Raw genomic sequence first — 16,797 nt, 5'->3', positions numbered from 1 at the left:
TGCATCGATCAGCCGACTACAGCGGCAGCGTAGATGTAGGGGCAGTAGTTCCTGGGTGCGCACAGTGGACGAGTGCCGAGACGCAGCTTGCGGATGTCCTTGTCCTGATCCAGAGTAAACTTAGGGACGCGGATGCCGGCATGGTCGGTGAAGTTGGTGGAGCCGTAGTCGATCTGGGTGATCTGTCCGTACAGAGTGCGGCCGCAGTTGGGAGCGGTTACCATGGCGGAGGCGGTGGGGAAGTACTTCTGCTCTTGGTCCTTCTCATCCACATAGGTTTCATCCACACTGATCAAATTCAACCTGAAGCCGCCAAAGTTGACGGTGCCCATGTAAACGACGCCATCATAGGGGGACAGTTCCTCCTCGATCTTGCCGGTGATGATGCCGCTGTTCTTATCCAGCAGGCGCTGCAACTCCTCGAACTCCAGAACCGCCTCAGCGACATCAGAGCCCATGACCAGATCGGCGGCGGGTAAACCGCGCTTGGAGAGCTGGCGGCACATGGCGATTACGTCGGCGCGCATAATGGCCCAAGTGGTCCACTTGGCGGCGGGCACATACAGGTGCTCGCTGGCATTGTCGAAGAACTTGACATACAGGGTGTCGCCCTTGGTCTTGTCGTCGATGTACTCCTGCATAGTGCAGGCGTTGTTAATCATGGTCTGTGCAGCCATCCACTCCTCGCGGCGGGTGATACGCAGATCCATATCGGTCTGATCCTCCAGAATCAGGCGGGCGGCACGAGCAGCCTTATCCATGCCCGGATACAGCGCCTCGCCGAAGCCGCGTTTGTGCAGCTCGTCAACGGTCAGCAGCCGGGAAGGAGCGATAAACGCAGGCTGATACTCGTGGATAGAGTAGCCGCGGCGATCCATGGGAATATCGCCGGCACGGGGAGAAACGAAAGCGGCCATCTTACGGTCGCCCTTGCGGTACTCGGTCAGCACCTTGTCAGCGGCGAAAACATCGCCCTCACCCGTGGGGAAATAGCGATCCTTGAAAAAGGTCTGCTTGGGAACGATCTCCTCGGTGATGGCGATCAGCACATAAATGTCAAAGAAATTCAGTTCAGCAGCCATTTGTAATACCTCCTATTAGTCCGCAGGGGTAGCGGACTTGAAAACAATGCCGCGCATGCGGAGCTTGTCGTAGTCGGCAGCGGTGAGGCTGTAGCTATCGGCCACAATCACCTTGCCAGGATCGAAACAGCCGGCGGTGTAAACAGCCACACTCGCATCGGCATCGGTGCCAACAGTGACCTCGTCGCACAGGATGCAATCGGGTGTGTTGGTGCCATCATAGATGGCCAGTACGCCAGCATCGGACTTGCCAAAAACGGTGCCGCGCTTGTAGGTGGTCTCAGCAGCGCCCTTGGTGATGGTGCCTCCGCGTACCTGGACGGGAGGAGTCAGATCGGTCACCAGACCATCAAACTCCATCTCGCCGATCTTCTTGCTCAGGTTGGTCATGATTTAGCCCTCCTTCTTCTTGCCGAGCAGAGACTTGATCTCCGCTCTGGTTTTTGCCATGCGAGCTTCGGGAGTCAGAGCGTCGTCGCCCTTTGGTTCGTCTGCGCCGGGGGCAGCCCCGACATCACCGGTGTTGGCGTCTTTGGAATCGCTGTCCAACTGAGACAGAAACTGCCTGCCCTGTTTGGCGGCGTTCTGCGCAGCGCGCAGAGCCAGTTCAGCAGCGTTGCAGGCCTTTTCACCGTACTTGGCCTCCTTCACCAGAGCGTCGTCGAACAGGCCCGCGATCTCGTCGATGCCCTGCAGACGAGCCTGTTCCGCCTGAATGGCGGCGTTGACAGCCTCAGTGTTGCCGGCGGCAATCGCGTCGTTCTGCACTTCCGCGAACAGGTCCGGATACTGCATCCGGAATTCTTCCTTGGTCATGGAATTTCCTCCTTTTTGTCCGCCGGTGACCTCCGGCTGATTTGCATCTGTCGTAACCGAAGCGCAAGCCTCGGGATTGACCGTGGGGATAGTATCGGGCGCGAATGTGCCGGGTTCCATACGCATGGTGCGGCCGCGCACGAACAGGCTACGGCCGTCAACGCTGGCTGTGATATTCAGCGGCTCGGCATCTTCCAGGACTTCATCGGCAAAGCCCTTATCGACAGCCTCTTTACCCGTCATGTAGGTGGTGTCGGCCATCATGTGAGAAAGGACCGTATCAGAAAGACCAGTCTTGCGCTTATAAATCGTAATCTGCATCTTATCCCATGCGTCGTTCTGATCCGCCATCTGACGGAGTTCATCAGCGTTGTAGTCGCCCCAAATATAGCTCCAGCACTTGTGGATCATGATAAGGCTGGACGGATTGACGCGGACGGTATCGCAGGCGCACATAATGAGGGAACCGCCGGACATGGCTACGCCGTCAACGACGCAGATCAGCTCGGCGCCGTTCCGCGCAAGCTCACGCAGACGGTTGTGGATCGTGTTGGAAACACCGGCGTCGCCCCCGTAGCTGTTCATGCGAATGATGATGCTCTTGCACCTGGCGATCTGCTCCAGATCGTCCAGAAACTCGGACAGCAGAATATACTTCCCCTCGACGGGTTTCCCGGTCCACCAATCGACAGGCTGCTCCTCGTAGATATCGCCATACATGACGATTTCTGCGCTGGAGCCGTCCGTGGTGGCCATGGTGTAAACGCTGCGCTGGATATTCACGGCAGGGCTTTTGCTCTTTGAGGGATTACTCATTTCGTTTTCCTCTCTTTCCATACTTCGCTCGTCGGGATATACGGGGCATTCAGCCCCCATCACCGCTTCCTTCTCCGGGAGCTGGTGTCAAGGCCTTTGCGATGCCCCTCGTTGCGCGCAGCAGCTCGTTTTCGCGCTTGACCTGTTCCACATTGGCTTCCCAGTCGCCGCCGCTCATTTCGCGGGTGACCTGCCCGTGGGTTTTAATGGAATGGTTGATAAGCATGATATTGGCCTCGGCTTCCTTCTTGGGATCAAGCTGCCCCTGTACGGGTCCGATCCAGTTGGCGCCGCACCACGCTTTGCGGATCAGCGGGTCGTCGAAGAAGCCGGGCGCCTTAATGCGCCCGAGGGCGACAGCCTCTGCCAGCCACACTTCATAGATGGGCTGGCAGAAATCGTCCACGAACCACTTGCGGCGCATCTTGAACGCTTCCCACGCCTCCAACAGCGCTCCGCGGCTTGCGGAATAAGAGCTATTGAACTCCTTGATAAGCACATCATAAGGTTGCTCCAGAGCCGCGCCGATCAGACGGCAGAACGTCTTAATAAAGGCGTCAAATCCGGTGGTGGGGATATTGGGATTGCCGAAGCGTACCTTTTCGCCCGGTGCCAGATGGGTAACGGTGCCGGGACCGAGCGAATAATTGTTGTCGTATTCATCCTCTTCGCCGGTGCTCTCAATGTTGACTGTGCCGTCCAAAGTATCGCTCATATCAACGGGGCCGGTTTCGTTGAAGGGAATCTGAGACTGATCCGTTTCCGTCTCGATCCACGCAGTAAAGAACGACTGCACCAGAGCCGCCATCAGCTCGCTTTCGGTGTAGCGGCGCAGCTGCAAAAGGGTTTCAATGACCGGAGCCAGATACGGAACGCCTCGGTACTGATCGGGACGCTCGCTGTCCATAACTTGCAGGATATTAGGAAGCCCAGTGCGTTTGCCGTAGACCTCCACACGTGTCCATTTGATGTCTTCGGTTACATACTCGAAGGGATAGGCATTACGAATATAATACGCCTCCACCAAGCCGTTTTCGTCCACCTCGACACCGTCGTAGATCTTGTGTCCGGCGCCGGGCTTTCCTTCCGGTACCTTTCCCTCGAAATAACCGGAGGCGGAAATGCTACCGCCGTACTCTGCCGGGGTGCTGATGCGGTCTGCCTCGATCAGATGTACGCGGAGTGAGTACGGATTCAGCGGAGTCCGCTTATAGTGCTTCAGGAGGGGAAAGACGTCGCCGGAGAGCAGCCAGGATTTAAGGCCGAGCTGTTGCAGACAGCCGAAGTTGTTCATGCCGATCGCGTCACAATTGCGCTTGTCGCCCGCCCACAGGCGGAATTCTGCCTCGGTCTTGCGCTGCCACTCTTTAGCAGCATCTGCGCTCATGCCGAGCACCTGTCGATCAATGGCGCTATTCAGAACAAGGCCGGTGCCGATCACCTTGGTACGATTGGTATTGATTGCCGCCGCAGCCACAGTGGACGACATATAGAGAATGCGAGACCTCTGCCGCAGGGTATAGTTGTTGTGGTTTATATCTTCATTGGGCGACCCGCTCTGTGCGGTGAAGCCCTTCATTGAACGCCGGTCGAGGCTCGCGCCAGCTTCGCTGTACCCCTTGGCATTGGGAGCCTTGCGGCACTTTTGGCTCTTGCTCAATGTGTTCGCCTCCTATTATCGGAATAAAAACAGGTTCCCGGCGGCAAAAGAATCGAATTCCGCCGGTCAGCCTGTAGTAAGACCCTCTCGGGCGTATACCCTGGCATTTTCACAACCTCGCGAAAAAGATCACCAATCTTCGGGAACGATCCCGAACGCTCTGCGCGGCTTGCGGCCAATGAGCTGTGCCGTCAGCGTGTCAACGGCGGCCTCGGCGGCCTCAATCTCTTTTTTGAGATCGGGCAGGTCGAAACGCGTCAGTGTCCGATCGTTGATGGTATAGCTTTTCACTCCTCCGTCGATCAGCGCCAGATACGCGGCACGCAGCTTCTTCAGAGCTTCCTTTCGGAATTCCAGTCTTGCCTTGATTTCGGTCTTATCAGCCATGTCAAATCACCTTACCAACTGTCGTAATATCTATCCAGCACGGAGCCGCGCTTTTTCGCTCTTGTCTTCCGCTTCGGGGTAGTTGCCGGAGCAGTTACAACGGGTGCAGAGGGGGCTTTACCGCGGGATTCCCTCAAACGTCTGTCTACCTCATCAAGATTGACAGGGAGCGCCTTAAACGCCGCCATAGCGTAGTTGCGGCAATCCAACGCCTCGTTGCGCTCGTGCCCGGGGATCTTCTTCCAAATCCACGGCTGTTTCTTTGTGGCGTCATACTCCAACCGCTCGGAGAGCAGACCGGCAAAGTATGCGCTGCCATAGTCGTCACGCCGGGGAAAGTGGCAATACTTCGCACCTTTGGTCTTAACACGAAGATTGTCCTGAATGATTTGCTTGCCGGAGTCAACGCCGATCTGATACTGCCAACAGGTACCGATATACCTCTGGCGGACGGTGATCTTTTGTTGCTTCGGGGGCGGCACATACGGTCTGCTTGGCCCAGGCATACCCTTGATGCAAAAGACCTGCTTCGCGATACGTGCGCGGCACTGCAAGCGAACTTCTTGCGTGAAGTGGCCGCCTTCGTCCACAAAGGACGCAGACTGCCGCAGGCCGGTACCGTCAGCAAACCGGAATACGCGGTCGAAAACGATGTCATCCAGCTTTGCCCATGTCTCGGAATCGTCCGGGCGTCCCATGATGACGCCCTTTTCGATGCCCCATGTTTCTCCGAAATGCCCGTGACCGATGATCTCGTACTCAAAACGGTCGTCCTGTGTGTCGACGCCGGTCGTCAAGACAAGGACACCTTCGGGAAGCGCGGCGTCATATTCCTCTCGCCGTGCCATCAGGCTATCTTCGTCCTCCAAATCGCCACGATCTTCCCATACCTCGCCGAAGCAGGTGTTATAAACAACCTGCATCTTCCTGGTGCTGCCCTGTGCGTTCAGGAATTTCAGGATAATAGACGACCATGTTGCCCATTGGGAAACAAAGGCATTTAGCCAGAAAGAGCGAGTACCTTGTTCGTAGGCGTCGGGGTTTTCTGCCATCCACTTTGCCGGGACGCGCTTCATTTCAAACTCGCTTGATACACATGCGCATCCAGGGCAGACATACCAGACATTCGTCACCTTGTAGGTCTTGCGGCCGGCGATGATGTTTTCCTCGTATTCAAAGCGGATATCCGCCCAGCGAATCTCGTGATACTCCCCACAATGGGGGCAGCGCGATTTCCACCGTTCCATCGTTCCGGTTGCGTAGGCCAATTCGATGGCGCTGGTGTTTTTGATGGTGGGGGTAGATACCTCTACTGCTTTAGCGTTGTAGAAGGTTGTCTGTCGAGCCATTGCCAAACCCCAAGGGTCGCCCTCATTGCCGGCAGAAAGTGCCCAGCGGTCGCGTTCGTCGCCGAACACGTAACGGATGGGCTTTGATGCCAGGGCGTGCGCCTCAGTAGAGCCACACATGGTGAGGATGCCGCCGGGATAGGTCTTCTGGAGAATGGTGTTGTTGCTGTCGCGGCTCTTGGGGCTACTCACCTTTTTGCGCAGTGTGGGGCAGTCCCGGATCATCGTCGCGATACGAAGCTTGGAGTATTCCTTCGCGTCAATGCCTGTGGGGTGGACGAAAAGAATACTGCCCGGATCCTCGTCGATGATGTAGCCGATGCAGTTGTTCAGGAACTCGGATTTACCAACCTGCGACGCGGCAACCATAACAATATGCCGCACCCTCGGGTCTGTAAAAGCGTCCATCAGCTCGCGGAGATACGGCGTGCGCTCGGTGCGCCACGGTCCCGGCTCGGCAGAGCTTTCCATCGACAGGCGGCGACAAGCTTCCGCCCATTCTGTCACTGTCAGATCAGCAGGGGGTACAAGCCCCTTCAACGCCTTGGAAATTACCCTATTGATCCGGATTGCGTTCAGGCTACTTGTCATCGCCATCACGCTCCATGATATCCCAATCCCTGCGTTCTCTCACCAACTCCTCGTATTTTTGCGGGTCATAGCGGTAGTTCGCAAGCTCACGCATGACCTTGTAGACTTCCTTGCGGATGATCTCCGAGGCTTCGGCGGGGCTTTCTACTGCCGCCACGTCTACGGCCAGACGCCCGGGCAAGGCAATCAGCGCGCCGCGAACGGCGTACACCAGATCAGAGGTCACCGCTTCGACGTCCTCAGCGCGATGCATTTTGCCTTTCAGCTCCTCGGCTTCCAGCTTCGCGACCTGTGCTTTTGAGGCTTTGAGGGTGACTTCTGCCGTCCTCTTGGCCTTGTCAAGCTTGATGTCCTCCTCGTTCATGGCGTCCTTGGCAGCGTGCTTGATGTACTTCTGCACGGATTCCGCGAGGGGGAAGCGTCCTTTGTCGACCTTCGACAATACGCCGTCCTCTGCCATCTGCCGCACATAGCGGCCGGTGATGCCGAGTATGCAGGCAAGCTCCGTGGTGCTAACCTCGGTATCCTCTGTAATGGTCTTGTGGATTTCTGCCATTGTGCGCCTCCTTTCGCGGAGCACGCCCGTTTCTTGACGGGTCGTGCGGAATGTGGTATGGTATCTGTGTTACAAACACCACAATCCCGAGCACATAAGCCTCGACTGTTGCAGCAGCCGGGGCTTTTCTTTTTTACAGGGCTCACCGGAATTGCATCGGAGCACCCGTAGCCGGTACCAGCAGCCACGGACGAGACCTTTACCCTGTTGTGGTCTTATATATCTCAGGAGGTGACACGTGGACCTTTATCAAAACTCCCCGGACTTACGCCCGAGGAGCAGATAAAACATATAAATTTCCCCGCTATCTTCTGCGGTATCATGCCAAATACCACAGAAAGCGGAACGGAACAGACTAAAATTCTCCTTGGTAACTGCACGTTTTTCGGGGTCGACGCGCCCGCAGCTAAGGGTGGCGGGGCGTCACAGTACCTTTTTGAACTCGTTGCAACGCCGCTGCCTGCCCCGTCGCAGATGTGGGGAGGGTAAACACTCGTCCTCTCCGTCCCTCGGCTCTGCGCCTCTCTGCGGGGCTGTGCGCGTCCTTGCACGATGCTCACACACGTGTAATGATCTCCGCGCGACTGTACGCATTACCCTGTGCCATGAGGTTGATGAACTCCTCCTTGGAGAAGTCCGACAGTCTGAAGACTTCCGCAGGCCGCATACCCAGCTGCTTCCCGATTTCCTTGAAGGTCTTTCCATCATCCAGCAGTTTCTTCACGATGGCTTTCATCGGCTCCAACAGATGTGTACCACGGGCGCGGTTGTGCGTGATGGTGCCGTACATGTCCTCGGACTCGTCCTCATGGGCGACGATCACCACAGGGACACGACCGCCGAGCTTGGTGCGCAGCGGCTCACGGCCGGCCACAGTCCACCGATGGAAGCCGTCTGGATTCCGTTCATGGATATCCAGCACTGGAAGGGACACATGACGCTCATGGCGATCTTCATAGTCTTACTTCGAAATACCTCTCGAAGCTTCGGGATCGCCGGTGCGAAGATGCCGAAGACGATGCAAGCCAGCGTATTACCGATAGCCCAGAGGATGTACGGGATGATACCGCTGCCGCGCGCCATGATAATGCCATTGAGCAGGCTGCCGGCATTGGCCCATGTCGCAGCTATGCTCATGGCATAAAACAACGACGGGTTTTTCAGAAAATTGCTTTTCAGCGATGAAAACACAAAGGTTTCCTCCTTTTGTTTTGTGCCTGCCACCGGAGCCGTTGGCGAATGGCGCCGATCCAGACCGAGCGGCCGCGCAAAGGAGAAACGCGAACGCCAAAGCCTCCTTTCCAAAAGAATGACGGCCCTCCCGAAAGAGAGCCGCCGGCTATGTAGAATTTTACGAGTTTAAGCCTATCAGCATTTCCGCAAAACCGCAAGTAACGAGTCGCAACAGCGCAGAACAACTTTCAGCCATTAAGGTAACGGTAACACATCATCCGCACCGATTCCTCCGAATTTCGGCCTCCTATGACGGCTGCAACCTCTTTCCATGTGAGTCCCCGGAGGAAACGGAGCCTGAACACCATGCGTGTCTGGTCGTTCTCAATGGTGGAAATAAAGACTGATACCTTGGCTTCTTCCTGCGAAATCTTCTCTTGCAGGTACTCGATCTGGCTCTCCATATCAGCAATCTCGACAGCCAAGTCGCCGACCTTATCCCGGACTCCCGGGGCGTGAGGCATACCAGTCAACACCTGTGCTCCGGGGCAAGCCGTAGCTTTCAAAGATTCCAGTATCTCCTCGTCCCGCGCCAGTTGCTCCCGCAATTTGAAATACTGGGACAGTTCTTGTAATGTCATTTTGGCTCACCCCTATCTGCCTGCTTACTTCTTTTTCCCTCTCTGCGGCTGTCGGGCGTCGTAAAGCCCCATCTGACGGTACTGGGGCTGTTCCTCCGTCACCGATACCACTCGGATGTCGCCGAACCGCTCTAAGTACATCGCCAGATCCTCTTTGATACCGACAGCCTGGCCAGCCGGGGCATTGACCTGTACGGTGATAATCAGCACAGCCGGGTCTCCTCTGCTGGCTGCTTGAGCCAGTCCGTGATACACGCTTCGCATTTGTGGGTACATTTCTCCGGATACCTCACCTGCCCACATGGTACGTCTGGAATTGCCATAATCAATTTGCATAGCTCCTCGTCGCTCATGGCCCGGATGCGTTGTCCGTTCGAGACAGTTTTTGGAACAAAAGCCCCGCATGGCCACGTCAGGCCGCTCTCAGCAGCACAATCCTCATACTTCTTGCAGTTCTCGCATTCGCTCATGTTGTCCCTTCCTTTCGGCTTTTGAGCAAATTTTCCCATGGTCGCCGCATAGGGATATCCGGTACTCCTAGCCATCCCCATATCCTTTCATACCGTACTGTCAGGGTCTGCGCATAGCCAGCCGCTTCTTCCGGCGCATAGAATACTCTCTCTCCGATCTCCGATAGCTTGAAGTAATATGGCGTCCTGTGTCCATTCGGATCGTCTCCCACGAGCTGCACTTCCGTATAGCCGTCGGTGAAGAAGCCTACCACCTCTGCCTCGCATACGCAGTATTCTTTGACCGGCCCGGCGTGGTTCGGGATGCAGTATAGGTGCTCGCAAACGAAATACATTTTAGTTCCAATATCCGGTTTCTTCATTGTGGTCATTCGCCGCCGCCTTTCAGCGCCGCCCCTGCCTCCTCGTGGGTCGGAAAGACGGTTTTGCCGAAATCATTTAAGCCATAGAACTTTGTCGTCGGCAAAAAGTCAGGGTGGAGACCGCTTTCTGCTGTTCTGTTGTATTCCGGATAATATACTGTTACAACCCATCGGCCAGCTTTCCCTGCAACGTAATTCTGATGGATAGACTCTACTACGCCATCTACGATCCGTCCGTTGTGATTTCTGGCATACACCGTATCCCCCACCTTACACGGCAGCACCACCAGCCGCCCGTCCTTCTCGGCCTGGGCCAGCTTGCGGAGACGGTCGATAGCGATGCCATCAAACTCCTTGATTTCGACCACGCATTTCCCCACGCTTGCAAGTTTCAGCGCATTTAGCTCCGATGGGCCAAGGCCTATGTCAAGGTAGGGTTTCAGCTTTAATTCGAGCCGGCCAGAATAGCGCCTGCTGTCCTCAAGCATCATGCCCATTTTCACGACTTCCTCCGGAAGCAAACCGGTTTCTTCGTAGGCTGCACACCGCTGGGCACAGTCGACTAAAGGGAGATACTCGCTTTCGTAGTCGAGCCGTTCGGTATGAAGTTCATTAAGTATTCCAATGGCGACTTCGCCAAGGTTTCCTATCTTTTCTTTCATCTACTCACCCCTGCAAAGCTCTCCCGGACAGCTCGCCTGCCCTCGCCAAACTCGACTACATGGAAGCGGCCCTTGGGGTGGACGTAGACCACACGCCCGCGCATCACTTGAGCCGTTTTATTCTCGTTGTCCGAAAAGGTGACTGGGCGGCGAGCAACAATGTCTCCGACCTGCACCGGACCGCTTGACGGGAACTGCACAGCCTCTGGCTCCGGGGGTGCCTTTGCCTGCACAGTCTGATATTTCCGTTTCTTCTTCATACCTGTCATCCCTCCTGTGTTACACGCCGGCGTCCCAATACCAAAGCCCCTGAGCGCCACGCGCCGGGATTGGGGCTATTAACTGGGTCATTTGTTCAAACTCCCAGGCGTACCGCCCCAAAGAAAAGTCGCCAAGGGCCAATTCTTGCTGCGTGAGCCGCGCCATAAAGTCCTCAGTAATCAAGTTGCAACGCACCAGGAGGGCCTTTCCGATGACAGCCCCGGTAGGTAACTCGTTGATGGAGCCAGGGTGCATGAACAGGGCGTCAAAGTAGTCCAGAGCAGTCCACCCATCCCCTCGGTCGGCGACCAGCGCGTCGATAGTCCGACGCACCGGCCGCATGGCGGCGTGAATGGCTATGGGGCCTCGGTAGGCGGTGGCCCAGCTCCGGGTTTCGTATTTCTTCTGGCCAGACACCAGCAGCGAGGCCCAGGGCTGCCAAATGGTAAGAGCCTTCATCCGTCCGCCTCCTGGAACAGCTCATGGGTGCCGTCCTGGAGGGCTTTTTCCTCGTCGGACATCTCATATCCAAGCTCGGTGAGGATTTTATACAGGAAGTCCAGGCTTTCATTTTCCTGGTAGGCGCAGGCCATGCTGTGCTTCGCAGGGTCCCAGCGCCACCAGAAGTAATTTACTCTCTCGGCGTCAAAGGACGCGTAGGCGGTAGCTAGGAGGGTGTATTTTGGGCTTTCCTTCGACCGTTCATCAAAGGCCGGGATGTCGATTTCATCATTCTCGGTATCAACGCCAATACCTAAGAGCTCGGACATCATAGCGTCGTCCGGATCATCGTGGTCCCGGAGAAGCATCCCCGCAACAAACCGGCAAACAGTTGCCACATTCTTTTTCGCCGCCGAGAAGTCCTTGATGAATGCGTATCGGGTCTGGTATGCTGCCCTGGAGATGGTTTCAAGCTCTGCGTGCCGGCGCTCCAGCTCGGCCTTGATCCGCTCCGCCTGTGCCGCCGCCTCTGTGTCCTCCGGTTCCTCGACAATCTGGCGATAAAGGTCTACCTCGTGCATTCCTACATAGAAGAAGTAAGCCACAGTGTCCGCGTCATCAGGACGCTTCACCTCGTCTTGCTTGTTCCAGGTGCCATAGTTCCGCACATACTGTATGGTGGAGTGGTCCACCTTCTCAATCTGGGTCGCAAAGGCGGAAAGGGCCTGCACTCGCTCCGCGATGAGCTTGCGGCTTTTCTCTGTCTCGATGGCGCTGGCCAGCTTCTGCCGGAAGTTGTTGGTGCCGATGGCCTCCAGAACTTCATTCTTCAGCTCCGGGTCGTCGATCTTGTCCAACTCCATGTAATCCATGAGGTTGGCGCCACGACTTACGGAAGTCTTGAACTTCTCCTGGTCGAGCTCCAGCAGCTTCACTCTGCGCCGAACGGTCGTCTGGGAGAAGCCGGACTTCCGGGCAATCTCGTCAATGCTGTCCCCCAGGTCGAGCATCATCTGGAAGCCCTGGGCCTGCTCATAAAGGGTGAGGTCGGACCGCTGAATGTTCTCCATGAGCATGGTCTGCACCTGGCTCCGAAGATCCATATCGGTGATGACACATGGCAGCTCTTTCAGCCCGGCCAGCTTCGAGGCTGCGAGCCGGCGGTGGCCGATGACCACGGTGTAGCCCTTCTGCCAGGTCTCTCCCGTGATCTCCCCGGTAACGGCGCGAGGAACAACAGTCAAATTCTGAAGGACACCGTTGGCCTTAATGCTGTCGGCCAGCTCGGTCAAATCACCCAAGTCCTTCCGAGGGTTGTCGGGATGCGGGTAGAGATCTTCGACCGGGATATAGACCAGGCCGTCAGGGGTGTCATCGTCATCATCCCCTAAGGACGCAAGGAGGGCTTCGTCCATGGCCTCCCTATCCCTCCGGTCACGAATCGCCTCCTGGTCGTAGATATAGTATCCATCGCGGGCATTCGCAGAATAGTAAGGGCACTCCAGCTCCTTGCGGACATATTCACAGGTCTTCCGTTCGCACTCCGTCTGTAGTGGGCACCTTTCATTCAATACCTTCTTTGCCATTATAATAGCTCCTTTCGTCGGCCGACTTATCCCTCGGCAGGGGAATTTGATGTGATGCGGTGCGTCTTGGGGTCCATGTGCCGGAACAGAGCCTCCAGCGGCCACCGCTCCGGGCAAGCGCATATCGCTTTCCAGCGGTATATGTGGGCCAGCCGGCATTGCCGAGGGCATTGGGCATGGCAGCCGGCTCTTTTCTTTCCAGAAAGAACATCTCACGTCTCCTTTCGGGAATATCCGTTCATGCGGCACCACCGGCGCTGAGCCTGCTTCTTCCTGGCCGTGCGGCAGGCCGAGCAGAATCGGTTTTCCCTGCGCTCGTAGAAGGTAGACCCACAGCGGGCGCAGTATTGCGGGGGTATGCGGTGGAACTCTGTGCAGCTGTCGCAATTAGCACATCCGGCGGAGCACCCTCTAATGTCATCCCAGTTCATGCACATAAACCGCTGCCAATAAGGGTCGTAGCCGAGATCGTTTATGCGCTTGCGGAGCAGCGCATCGAGTATGGAAAGGTTGCGCTTGACCTCTGCCCTCGTTCTGGAGAGGTGCACGGCCTGCTTCACTGTCGGTTCCGGCGCACCATACCCCCACGGGCCGTCTCCCATGTATGCCCGTACTTTATCCGCATTTTCTGTCAGGTATACAGAGTAAACCTTGCCGCGAACGGCTTTTTCGGACTTGCCGAGTACCTGCCCAATCAGCATATAGCTATCGCCGTTTTGGATGCCGTCAGCCAGTATAGAGAAATCGTCCTCTGTCCACGTGGCATCGGGGCCGCGATTGTCAGCCTTCACGGGGCGTTCTTTTAAGCCGAGGTCTGTGCAGCGCCGCTGGATAGCGCCTGTCGATCGGCGGAGCATTTCGGAAAGCTCCGCATATCCATACTTGTGCTGTTTCAACAGCATCTTCAACCGGCTGTCTTCGTCGACTGTCCACGGCTCTTTCCTCTGGAGGGCGTAAGCCTTGAAGTCCTTTCGACGCTGTTCGGCCAACCAATCCGGCTCCTCGCCGAGTGCCAACGGCTCCATTCTGGAGAAGTCCAGAAATGACCTGTTTTTCTCTGCCCACTCCCAGAACTCGTCCAGAAAAACAACCTTGACGACCTTCTCGGTATGCCGCTTATTTCGCACAGGAAATCCTCTGTTCTGGATCCAGCTTTTGATTTTGTAGCTGCCTGAGCTTCCGCTATGTCCGAGGGCAAGGATAAGCTGACGCATTGTGACATACTCGCCGCTTTCCAAGTAAGGCGGGAGCCCGAGCCGGTTTACTCTCACCATAATGGCGTTTTTCGATCGGTTGAGCTTCTTGCACAGGCCAGCAACGGTCATTGTCCCCCAACATTCACAAAGGATCTCTTCGTCTTCAGGTGTCCATCGCTTCATGTGTTCCCCTCCCATCAAAAGAAAGCTAGCTGCCCGATCTTTGTCTGCGTCAGCAGCTGTTCAACACTGGCGGGCTGTTCCAGAGCAGATTTCTCGACCTTACCCAGCGGAGCCGCCGATCGGCACACAATGTCCATCTGCGCCCAAATTCTGCGCCAATGCCATATGTCACGAAAATACATGGGGGTAAACCAAATATTTGAGCCGCTGACAGGGAGTAGTCCCCTTGGGTCATGGCTCGTGCTGGGGTGAGCGATGGTATCGCCGATCAAAATATATCCGGGGCAACCCATGAGGCTCAACTGGATATAGCACATACATCCAGCCAAAAAGTCGATGTCCTGCGCTACGAACAGCACCGACGTCTGATAGTTGACGTCATTTTTGGGACGGCGGCACTCGTTGGCGAACGCTACCAGCAGCGCCCCCGCACCGCAGGCCGGGTCATTCACCGAGACCCAACCTTGTGTCTCGATTTTTGCTTTGAGGTCTTCGCCGCAGGACATGGCGGCCATTGCACGGCAGACGGAGTACGGGGTGAAGAACTGACCCGCCCACTCATTTCCGAGGTCGAGCGCCATAAACAATTCCCCGAGAAAGTCCTGATCGGGGTTACACTCCAGATCGGCGACAACTTCTGCGAGCATCTGGGCAAAAACCGCCATCTCTTTGGCAGAGTATTTTCCCGAGCGGGTCATGTACTCCTTTTCCCGGGCTTCCCGATGTGGGCCGTCAAAGAGATTTGCAATACTGATGGCGGACATGATGATGAAGTCCTGCCACACTTCCCACCGGGAATATCGCCCGATCAGAATGTCCATGCATCTGATGATGTTCTTCTGCGCCTCTCCTCTGACGCGACGAACGGCCTTTCCCATAGCTTACTCCTCCGCGACAGCTTCTGCGGCTGCCTGCTCCACTTTCTGACGCGTAGCTTCGGCCTTGACGCCAGCCTCGTAACCGCGGCGATAGATACGCTGCAGGTATGCGATCATTTGCATCTTGTCCATGTGCTTGACGGCCTTGTAGTCCTCGCGGCTCATTTGTTGGGCCTGCTTCATGACTTCTCCGGTGTACTCCTTGTCCATTCGGGTCTTAGCCATTCTCGTCACCGCCTTCCTGATCGTCGGGCTCGTCATAGGGCAAAACCTCGCGCGGCTCGGAGCCATTGAAGGGGCCGACCACACCGAGATCTTCTAGGGCGTCGATAATGCGCGCGGCCTTGGCATATCCGACGCCCATGCGTAGTTGCAGCAGGGAGACCGTGGCCTTGTTCTCGGCCCTGACGATACGTGCGGCTTCCTGGAGGACAGGGTCATCGAGGTCCGTAGCCGGAGGGCCCCCACTTTCGCCAACAGAGGGCGCGCCGTCCCCTTCGTCATCTCCGGAGAGGGTACCGTCATCTCCATATTCCCCTTCATCGTCAAAGCTCTCCAGCGGCTCCGCTTCTTTTGGAAGGTCATCGTCGCTTTTATCGATAACCGGCATGGTCTTCGGTGTCAAAACGCCCTTCTCGACCACATCCCGAAAGAAAAACTGGAGCCAGCAGTAGTTCATGTTTTTGAATAGGTTTTTGATTTTGGAGAACAGTGTGTCGTTAATGGTGAAGGTCTGCGAGATCTTGTAGGTTATACTGCCATCTTTGAAGAAAAACACGATGGATGCATCGGGACTGGTGTATCCCTTATCCTCGACATTCTCCAGTAAAGATAGCTGTTCCTCCAGACCAGTGACCGGCTTAATGGTCAGGGTAATAGGATATCTGTCACAGCGAAAGCGAAACACCAGATCGTTTTCGTCGCAAACACCTTGCAACTTCTTTTTGTAGGCTTCGTACTTGGAAATCTCGCTCATGATGATAAACCCCTTTCTTAATCGAGCAACAGCAGCGCACCGTTTTGTGCCGTCAGCACTCGATATTCTTGCAGATCTGATTCAGTGATGTACTTGCGGCCAAAACGCTCCTTCATGTTCCGCCAAACATCCCAAGGGAGCCGGTAAACCCCATTTGAGGCGAAGCCTGCCACGATGAAACACCTTGCTCCAAGATGCTGATAATGGGTTAAGTATTCAGCCTGGCTTTGAAGTACCCGGCTTTGTTCCATGCGATCGGCTGATGTAAACTTTGCTTCAAAAATGACCGCCTGGCCGCCTTTGATGACACCTTTATAGTCCGGTTGTGCTTTACGTTCAAAAAAAGCAATAAATTTTCCAGCGCCAAGGTTTTTGATGGGGCGCATCGGTTCAGGGGTCTTTTCGATAATGGCGCTGCCCTGATTGCGATAATATTCAAACGCAGTGTCAATCTGTTCTTCGAACTGTCTGCCTCTGGCCTTGCTGACAGCACCCTGCCATTGACGCTTGGGGTCTTTGTTCCTTACCATTCAATCACCCCTCCCAGCGTTCCGCCGACAATGAACATCGTCAGCCCAACAAACGATTGCCAGAACGTCCGGCTAATCGAGATACTGTTTAAATCACTGGCGTTGGCGGTGCCAAACAGTATCAGGAACCCCAGGCCACAAAGGGCATGTAAGAATCTTTTAAGCTGCATTTGTTTCATGA

The 16,797-nt window shown here is 55.8% G+C and carries 23 protein-coding genes; all 23 read right to left on the bottom strand.

Features of this window, described 5'->3' with window-relative positions:
- Positions 1 to 8: 8 nt before the first annotated feature.
- The 23 genes from FMM72_RS14130 to FMM72_RS14020 all read right to left on the bottom strand — a co-directional run bounded on the left by FMM72_RS14130 (position 9) and on the right by FMM72_RS14020 (position 16,795).
- The gene (locus FMM72_RS14130) at positions 9 to 1,082 is read right to left on the bottom strand and encodes a major capsid protein (RefSeq protein ID WP_162221789.1); all 1,074 of its coding nucleotides are present in this window, start codon (positions 1,080 to 1,082) and stop codon (positions 9 to 11) included.
- A 15-nt stretch (positions 1,083 to 1,097) separates the two neighbouring features.
- Positions 1,098 to 1,472: a head decoration protein gene (locus FMM72_RS14125; RefSeq protein WP_162221788.1), complete on the bottom strand. Its 375-nt coding sequence runs from the start codon at positions 1,470 to 1,472 to the stop codon at positions 1,098 to 1,100.
- Between the two features lie 3 nt (positions 1,473 to 1,475).
- On the bottom strand, positions 1,476 to 2,714 hold the full coding sequence (locus tag FMM72_RS14120) for a head maturation protease, ClpP-related (RefSeq protein WP_243157831.1): 1,239 nt from the start codon (positions 2,712 to 2,714) through the stop codon (positions 1,476 to 1,478).
- Between the two features lie 49 nt (positions 2,715 to 2,763).
- The gene (locus tag FMM72_RS14115; protein WP_243157830.1) at positions 2,764 to 4,374 is read right to left on the bottom strand and encodes a phage portal protein; all 1,611 of its coding nucleotides are present in this window, start codon (positions 4,372 to 4,374) and stop codon (positions 2,764 to 2,766) included.
- Between the two features lie 129 nt (positions 4,375 to 4,503).
- Positions 4,504 to 4,761, bottom strand: coding sequence for a hypothetical protein (locus FMM72_RS14110; protein ID WP_006873596.1), 258 nt, complete (start codon positions 4,759 to 4,761; stop codon positions 4,504 to 4,506).
- Between the two features lie 11 nt (positions 4,762 to 4,772).
- A complete protein-coding gene (locus FMM72_RS14105) occupies positions 4,773 to 6,701 on the bottom strand; it encodes a phage terminase large subunit family protein (protein ID WP_243157829.1) in 1,929 nt (642 codons plus the stop codon).
- Positions 6,691 to 7,281 carry a hypothetical protein gene (locus tag FMM72_RS14100; RefSeq protein ID WP_347561301.1) on the bottom strand — a complete coding sequence of 197 codons (591 nt, stop codon included), beginning with the start codon at positions 7,279 to 7,281 and terminating at the stop codon, positions 6,691 to 6,693. Before FMM72_RS14100 ends, FMM72_RS14105 begins: the two co-directional genes overlap by 11 nt.
- A gap of 532 nt (positions 7,282 to 7,813) precedes the next feature.
- On the bottom strand, positions 7,814 to 8,083 hold the full coding sequence (locus FMM72_RS14095; RefSeq protein ID WP_180322937.1) for a hypothetical protein: 270 nt from the start codon (positions 8,081 to 8,083) through the stop codon (positions 7,814 to 7,816).
- On the bottom strand, positions 8,077 to 8,562 hold the full coding sequence (locus tag FMM72_RS14090) for a hypothetical protein (RefSeq protein WP_162221767.1): 486 nt from the start codon (positions 8,560 to 8,562) through the stop codon (positions 8,077 to 8,079). The genes FMM72_RS14095 and FMM72_RS14090 overlap by 7 nt, the downstream gene beginning before the upstream one ends.
- A gap of 116 nt (positions 8,563 to 8,678) precedes the next feature.
- Positions 8,679 to 9,071 carry a hypothetical protein gene (locus FMM72_RS14085; protein WP_162221785.1) on the bottom strand — a complete coding sequence of 131 codons (393 nt, stop codon included), beginning with the start codon at positions 9,069 to 9,071 and terminating at the stop codon, positions 8,679 to 8,681.
- A 24-nt stretch (positions 9,072 to 9,095) separates the two neighbouring features.
- The gene (locus FMM72_RS14080; RefSeq protein ID WP_040342009.1) at positions 9,096 to 9,281 is read right to left on the bottom strand and encodes a hypothetical protein; all 186 of its coding nucleotides are present in this window, start codon (positions 9,279 to 9,281) and stop codon (positions 9,096 to 9,098) included.
- Positions 9,275 to 9,541, bottom strand: coding sequence for a hypothetical protein (locus tag FMM72_RS14075; protein WP_162221784.1), 267 nt, complete (start codon positions 9,539 to 9,541; stop codon positions 9,275 to 9,277). Before FMM72_RS14075 ends, FMM72_RS14080 begins: the two co-directional genes overlap by 7 nt.
- Positions 9,538 to 9,912: a hypothetical protein gene (locus FMM72_RS14070; protein ID WP_162221783.1), complete on the bottom strand. Its 375-nt coding sequence runs from the start codon at positions 9,910 to 9,912 to the stop codon at positions 9,538 to 9,540. The genes FMM72_RS14075 and FMM72_RS14070 overlap by 4 nt, the downstream gene beginning before the upstream one ends.
- Positions 9,909 to 10,565 carry a hypothetical protein gene (locus FMM72_RS14065; protein ID WP_162221782.1) on the bottom strand — a complete coding sequence of 219 codons (657 nt, stop codon included), beginning with the start codon at positions 10,563 to 10,565 and terminating at the stop codon, positions 9,909 to 9,911. The genes FMM72_RS14070 and FMM72_RS14065 overlap by 4 nt, the downstream gene beginning before the upstream one ends.
- Positions 10,562 to 10,825, bottom strand: coding sequence for a hypothetical protein (locus tag FMM72_RS14060; protein WP_040342006.1), 264 nt, complete (start codon positions 10,823 to 10,825; stop codon positions 10,562 to 10,564). Before FMM72_RS14060 ends, FMM72_RS14065 begins: the two co-directional genes overlap by 4 nt.
- Before the next feature lie 19 nt (positions 10,826 to 10,844).
- Positions 10,845 to 11,285 carry an ASCH domain-containing protein gene (locus tag FMM72_RS14055; RefSeq protein WP_006873581.1) on the bottom strand — a complete coding sequence of 147 codons (441 nt, stop codon included), beginning with the start codon at positions 11,283 to 11,285 and terminating at the stop codon, positions 10,845 to 10,847.
- Positions 11,282 to 12,682, bottom strand: a complete 1,401-nt coding sequence (locus FMM72_RS14050; protein WP_162221813.1) for a ParB/RepB/Spo0J family partition protein — start codon at positions 12,680 to 12,682, stop codon at positions 11,282 to 11,284. Before FMM72_RS14050 ends, FMM72_RS14055 begins: the two co-directional genes overlap by 4 nt.
- A 383-nt stretch (positions 12,683 to 13,065) precedes the next feature.
- Positions 13,066 to 13,980 carry a hypothetical protein gene (locus FMM72_RS14045; protein ID WP_243157827.1) on the bottom strand — a complete coding sequence of 305 codons (915 nt, stop codon included), beginning with the start codon at positions 13,978 to 13,980 and terminating at the stop codon, positions 13,066 to 13,068.
- Between the two features lie 266 nt (positions 13,981 to 14,246).
- Complete coding sequence (locus tag FMM72_RS14040; protein WP_162221781.1) at positions 14,247 to 15,110, bottom strand: N-6 DNA methylase; 864 nt, start codon at positions 15,108 to 15,110, stop codon at positions 14,247 to 14,249.
- Positions 15,111 to 15,113: 3 nt separating this feature from the next.
- Positions 15,114 to 15,335: a hypothetical protein gene (locus FMM72_RS14035; RefSeq protein ID WP_162221780.1), complete on the bottom strand. Its 222-nt coding sequence runs from the start codon at positions 15,333 to 15,335 to the stop codon at positions 15,114 to 15,116.
- Positions 15,328 to 16,086, bottom strand: a complete 759-nt coding sequence (locus FMM72_RS17410) for a DNA translocase FtsK (protein ID WP_162221779.1) — start codon at positions 16,084 to 16,086, stop codon at positions 15,328 to 15,330. The genes FMM72_RS14035 and FMM72_RS17410 overlap by 8 nt, the downstream gene beginning before the upstream one ends.
- 17 nt (positions 16,087 to 16,103) lie before the next feature.
- Positions 16,104 to 16,616, bottom strand: a complete 513-nt coding sequence (locus FMM72_RS14025) for a Holliday junction resolvase RecU (RefSeq protein WP_162221778.1) — start codon at positions 16,614 to 16,616, stop codon at positions 16,104 to 16,106.
- A complete protein-coding gene (locus tag FMM72_RS14020; protein WP_162221777.1) occupies positions 16,610 to 16,795 on the bottom strand; it encodes a hypothetical protein in 186 nt (61 codons plus the stop codon). Before FMM72_RS14020 ends, FMM72_RS14025 begins: the two co-directional genes overlap by 7 nt.
- Positions 16,796 to 16,797: the final 2 nt, after the last annotated feature.

The organism is Anaerotruncus colihominis (genome assembly GCF_010206195.1).
GTDB lineage: Bacteria > Bacillota > Clostridia > Oscillospirales > Ruminococcaceae > Anaerotruncus > Anaerotruncus colihominis_A.
The sequence above is the reverse complement of the archived record's forward strand: the minus strand, read 5'-3'. Positions and strand labels throughout refer to the sequence as shown.

Excerpts from the sequence above, each read along its gene's own strand:
- FMM72_RS14130 (WP_162221789.1), bottom strand. The coding sequence starts at position 1,082 with ATGGCTGCTGAACTGAATTTCTTTGACATTTATGTGCTGATCGCCATC.
- FMM72_RS17410 (WP_162221779.1), bottom strand. The coding sequence starts at position 16,086 with ATGAGCGAGATTTCCAAGTACGAAGCCTACAAAAAGAAGTTGCAAGGT.
- FMM72_RS14040 (WP_162221781.1), bottom strand. The coding sequence starts at position 15,110 with ATGGGAAAGGCCGTTCGTCGCGTCAGAGGAGAGGCGCAGAAGAACATC.
- FMM72_RS14125 (WP_162221788.1), bottom strand. The coding sequence starts at position 1,472 with ATGACCAACCTGAGCAAGAAGATCGGCGAGATGGAGTTTGATGGTCTG.
- FMM72_RS14075 (WP_162221784.1), bottom strand. The coding sequence starts at position 9,541 with ATGAGCGAATGCGAGAACTGCAAGAAGTATGAGGATTGTGCTGCTGAG.
- FMM72_RS14110 (WP_006873596.1), bottom strand. The coding sequence starts at position 4,761 with ATGGCTGATAAGACCGAAATCAAGGCAAGACTGGAATTCCGAAAGGAA.
- FMM72_RS14120 (WP_243157831.1), bottom strand. The coding sequence starts at position 2,714 with ATGAGTAATCCCTCAAAGAGCAAAAGCCCTGCCGTGAATATCCAGCGC.
- FMM72_RS14105 (WP_243157829.1), bottom strand. The coding sequence starts at position 6,701 with ATGACAAGTAGCCTGAACGCAATCCGGATCAATAGGGTAATTTCCAAG.
- FMM72_RS14025 (WP_162221778.1), bottom strand. The coding sequence starts at position 16,616 with ATGGTAAGGAACAAAGACCCCAAGCGTCAATGGCAGGGTGCTGTCAGC.
- FMM72_RS14085 (WP_162221785.1), bottom strand. The coding sequence starts at position 9,071 with ATGACATTACAAGAACTGTCCCAGTATTTCAAATTGCGGGAGCAACTG.
- FMM72_RS14060 (WP_040342006.1), bottom strand. The coding sequence starts at position 10,825 with ATGAAGAAGAAACGGAAATATCAGACTGTGCAGGCAAAGGCACCCCCG.
- FMM72_RS14050 (WP_162221813.1), bottom strand. The coding sequence starts at position 12,682 with ATGGACGAAGCCCTCCTTGCGTCCTTAGGGGATGATGACGATGACACC.
- FMM72_RS14055 (WP_006873581.1), bottom strand. The coding sequence starts at position 11,285 with ATGAAGGCTCTTACCATTTGGCAGCCCTGGGCCTCGCTGCTGGTGTCT.
- FMM72_RS14065 (WP_162221782.1), bottom strand. The coding sequence starts at position 10,565 with ATGAAAGAAAAGATAGGAAACCTTGGCGAAGTCGCCATTGGAATACTT.
- FMM72_RS14035 (WP_162221780.1), bottom strand. The coding sequence starts at position 15,335 with ATGGCTAAGACCCGAATGGACAAGGAGTACACCGGAGAAGTCATGAAG.
- FMM72_RS14070 (WP_162221783.1), bottom strand. The coding sequence starts at position 9,912 with ATGACCACAATGAAGAAACCGGATATTGGAACTAAAATGTATTTCGTT.
- FMM72_RS14020 (WP_162221777.1), bottom strand. The coding sequence starts at position 16,795 with ATGAAACAAATGCAGCTTAAAAGATTCTTACATGCCCTTTGTGGCCTG.